The sequence below is a fragment of the Actinomycetospora sp. genome, from assembly GCF_036497585.1.
Classification (GTDB): domain Bacteria; phylum Actinomycetota; class Actinomycetes; order Mycobacteriales; family Pseudonocardiaceae; genus Actinomycetospora.
On the sequence record NZ_DASXJD010000244.1, the window covers coordinates 1 to 3,923 of the forward strand.

A 3,923-nucleotide genomic window follows, 5' to 3' on the forward strand; every position below is an offset into this window, starting at 1 on the left:
CGCCGGCGCCCGCTGTCGGTGCCGGTCCAACCTCCGCGTCCCGCCCTTAGGGGGTTCGGGGGGTCGCGCTGTCGTCGGCGGCCGCCCGGGCGACTCCTCCAGAATCGTCGGCCCCGCAGCGGCTCGCCCCAGGCAGAATCCTTAGTCGTGTCGCGGTCTCGGGGGTGGGGCAGGTGGTCGAGGCTCTCGTCCCCGGCGGTGTGGAGGGGGTCGGGCGAGCGGGCGAGCTCACCCGGCTGCTCGAGGTGGCGCGGCAGGCACGCGCGGGCCCGCCCCCGCCGGTGCTGATTACCGGGCCGGCCGGCATCGGCAAGTCCGAGCTCGTCGACCGGCTCCGACGGCGGGTCGGCGGGTCCGGCTCCGACGCTGGAGCCGAGACCATGACCGTCGTGCGGGCGGTCGCGCCGGGCGAGGGGCCCAGCCGGCCGGGTGCCCTGCTGGAAAGCTGTCTGGCCGCGGCCCGGGCGGCCGGTGCCGCCGCGGCCGCGGTCCCGCCCGAGATGCCCGACGGGCTGTCCCCGCGGAGTGCCTCGGCGCTGCTCGCCGCCTTCGACGAGCTCGACGACGCCCGGCCGGTGCTGTTCGTGGCGGACGACCTGCACCGCGCGGACCCCGAGTCGCTCGGTGTGCTGCGCCGTCTGCTGCGCCGCCTGCATCCGCTGCGAGTGATGGCCGTGCTCGTCGGTCACGACCGGCCGGACGACTGGCTCGAGCCGCCGAGTGGCGACGCGTGGCCGCTGGACACGGTCCGGATGACGCTGCGGGGTCTCACGGTCGACGAGATCACCGACCTGGCCAACGAGGTCGACCCCGACGTCACCACGTGGTCGGCCCGGCGCCTGCGGGAGGAGACCGACGACAACCCGATGTACGTCCGGGCGGTGCTCGCCGACGGCGGCCTATCCGAGCGCTACCGGCTCGGCCGGCCCCGCCCGCCGGGCTCCCTCGTCACGAGCCTGCGTCGGCGACTGGCGCGGCTGCCGGCCGCTCCGCGGGAGGCGCTCGAGGCGCTCGCCGTGGTGGGTGCCCCCGCGCCGGTGCGGCTCCTGCGGGCGCTCACGGGCCGCGACACGGTCTCCGAGGACTGCGCCCCGCTCGTCCGCGAGGGCCTCCTCGAGGCGCAGGTCGACGAGACCGACGAGATCCTCGCGTACCGGTCGGCGCTGGCCCGCGACGCCGTGTACGGGAGCCTACCGGCCGCGCGCCGCCGCGGGCTGCACGGGCGCGTCGCCCGCCTCGTCGACGGGCCCGCGCGGTGGCGCCACCTCGTGGGGAGCACCGACGGCCCGGACGCCGGGCTCGCCGACGACCTGGAACAAGCCGCGACGACCGAGTTCGAGCGCGGGGCCCTGGTCACCGCGGCGGAGTATCTGCAGTGGGCCTCGGCCCGCAGCCCCGACGCCGTGTCCGCGACGCGGAGGCTCACGGAGGCCGTCCGCCTGCTGGTCTACGCCGCCCGCGAGGGCACGCCCTGCAGCACGCGAGCGTCGTCGACGATCTCCCCGACTCGCCGGCCCGCTCGGAGCTGCTCGGGCTTCTGGCCTTCGCCCGCAACGAGGTCGCCGCCGCGCGAGACCTGCTCACGGCGGCGCGGTCGGGTGTGGACGATGGCGACCCTCCCCGGTCGGTGGCGCGCCTCGACCTCGAGCTCGCTTACGTGCATGCCATGCTCGGTGCAGGCGACGAGGCCACTGCGGCGGCGACCCGCGCGATGCACCTGGTACCCGAGAACGCCCGCCTGGTTCCGGTCGCCCGCGCCTTCCTCGCCGCCGGGGCCGCGCTCACTGACGGGCCGGCGGCGGGCCTCGACGAGCTCGCGTTCCTCCCCGACGAGCCGACCCGGGCGGTCCCGAGCGAGCTGGCCGCTCTGACCTACCGGGGCATCCTGCGGGGGCTGCTCGGCCGGCTCGCTCCGGCGACCGCGGATCTGCAGGTCGTCGCCCGACGCCGCGGCACGCCGCTCGCCCACCTCCTCGGGGTGTCGGCCCAAGTCCACCTGGTCTGGTGCGCCTACCTGCTCGGGGAATGGGACGCGGCCCGGCGGGAGCTCGACGCGGCGTTCGAGGCCGCCACCCTGCACGGCCGCAGCTTCGACCACGCCGCGCTGCGGTCGCTGTCGGTGATCCTCTACGCCGGGCGCGGCGAGCGGGACGCGGCGCACCTCGAGCTAAGCCGGGCCACGGAGCTGACCACGGCCGCGGACTTCCTCGGGCCGCGCGTGCACCTCACGCTGGCCCACGCGGCAATCTGTCAGGCCGACGACCGCGCGGAGGACGCAGCGACCGCGCTGGGCTCCCTGACGCCGGACGTCGTGGAGGCCGACCGCGTCCACCTCTACTCGGGGTGGTGGCTGCCGAGCCTGGCCGACAGCCAGATCGACACCGGACGGTGGGAGGACGCGGCGCGCACGCTCACGGCGCTCGAGAGCGTGCCGTCCGCGGGCAGCTGTCTCCCGGTGGCGCGGGCGTGGCTCGGTGGGCGCCTCGCGGCCGCCCGCGGTGACCTCTCCGGCGCCCGCTGGGCCCTCGAGGCCGGGCTGGCGCTCCCTTCCGACGGCGGCGAGCCGGGCTGGTACCGGACACGGCTGCGCCACGCCCACGGGCTGTTCCTGCTGCGGGTCGGCGAGCCGCAGGCGGGGCGGGCCGCGCTGGGCGGCGCCGCGGACGCCTACAGCCGACTGGGCGCCCGGCCGTTCCTCGAGCGCTGCCTCGCCGAGCTCACCGCCGATGTCGGCTCCGACCCCGACCGCGAGAACGTCACTGGGCCCCGGCGGTGGGCCGACGGGCTCACCGACCGCGAGCGGGAGATCACATCTCTGGTCGGGCGCGGCTGGACGAACCCCGAGATCGCCGCCGAGCTCTTCGTCTCGTCGAAAACCGTCGAATACCACCTGCGCAACGTCTACGGCAAGCTCGGCGTCAGGGACCGACGGGCGCTGCGCGATCGGGTCCAGCAGGCCTGAGACGCTCATGAGCTTCTGCACGACATGCTGTGCTGGGACCACCAGGCCCACGAGGACCGGGCGCACGGCGTGGCCATCCATGCGCGCGTGGCTGCGCTGGGATCGGGCGCTCGGCTGCCGAGAGCTGGACTCCACGGCGGTGCACGGCATCAACGCCCGCCGAGTCCAGGCGCACAAACTCACTCCTAGGCGGCGCAGCCGAGCATTACGTCACGGTGATTTCCCACCATCGGCCCGTCGGCCTGTGCTCCGCCGCTCCTCCTCCGAGCGGCGGCGCTTGTACAGCGCGGGATGCCGTGAGGAACATCGGCCTGGGTGGCGGCGCGCTCCCACTCCGGGTCCGCCTAACCACCCTTCGTAACGGAAGTCAAGCGCGGGATCTACGCCTTTAGGCTGGCCCAGCGCTGCAAACGGGTGCTTCTCAATGCACTCCGTAGCCAGAAGGCAGGGAGAGGCCGGACATTCGTCTCGCCACTGCAGGCCGAAGAGACAGCGAGGAGATCATGTCACAGGCCCCAAACATCCAGGTTGGCTCCGACACTCGAGCCAAGTCCGTCGACGAAGCCCTGAGGGATGCGCAGTTCGCCATCGGGGAGACGGGCCTGCAAGTAACCTTCAACTCTCCGCCTCACATCGGGGGTGCCGGCACGCTCGACGGCGCGGGGGTTGCGGTCTTGGTCTCGTGCATCGGCGTCGACGGACGAACCTTCATCGAAGTCGTCGGTACCAGCGAGGACGCGGGTGCGGCGGAGCAGGCCCGCAACAGAGTTCGCTCCATCGCCATGGGTCCGGCAAGCTAGGTACACGTGGGACCAAATTCCTAGGGTCGCCTTCTTTCGATGGCGCCGGCGGGACGCCGTGCTCCGACGCCGGCCCCCGACTCCCTGCCGGCGCAACGGAGTTCGGGCTCGGCCGGTGCGGTTCGGCACCGTCGGCGCCAGAAGGTGCGGGGTTTGCCACC

Annotated in this window: 3 protein-coding genes; all 3 read left to right on the forward strand. The window is 74.3% G+C overall.

Annotation, left to right across the window (positions count from 1 at the left end; all coding sequences use genetic code 11):
- Positions 1-173 precede the first annotated feature (173 nt).
- Entirely contained in the window at positions 174-1,871 is a 1,698-nt protein-coding gene (locus VGH76_RS25380) for an AAA family ATPase (RefSeq protein ID WP_331559547.1), read from the forward strand.
- Between the two features lie 584 nt (positions 1,872-2,455).
- A complete protein-coding gene (locus tag VGH76_RS25385; RefSeq protein WP_331559549.1) occupies positions 2,456-2,962 on the forward strand; it encodes a helix-turn-helix transcriptional regulator in 507 nt (168 codons plus the stop codon).
- 503 nt (positions 2,963-3,465) lie between these two features.
- Positions 3,466-3,762 carry a hypothetical protein gene (locus tag VGH76_RS25390; protein ID WP_331559548.1) on the forward strand — a complete coding sequence of 99 codons (297 nt, stop codon included), beginning with the start codon at positions 3,466-3,468 and terminating at the stop codon, positions 3,760-3,762.
- Positions 3,763-3,923: the final 161 nt, after the last annotated feature.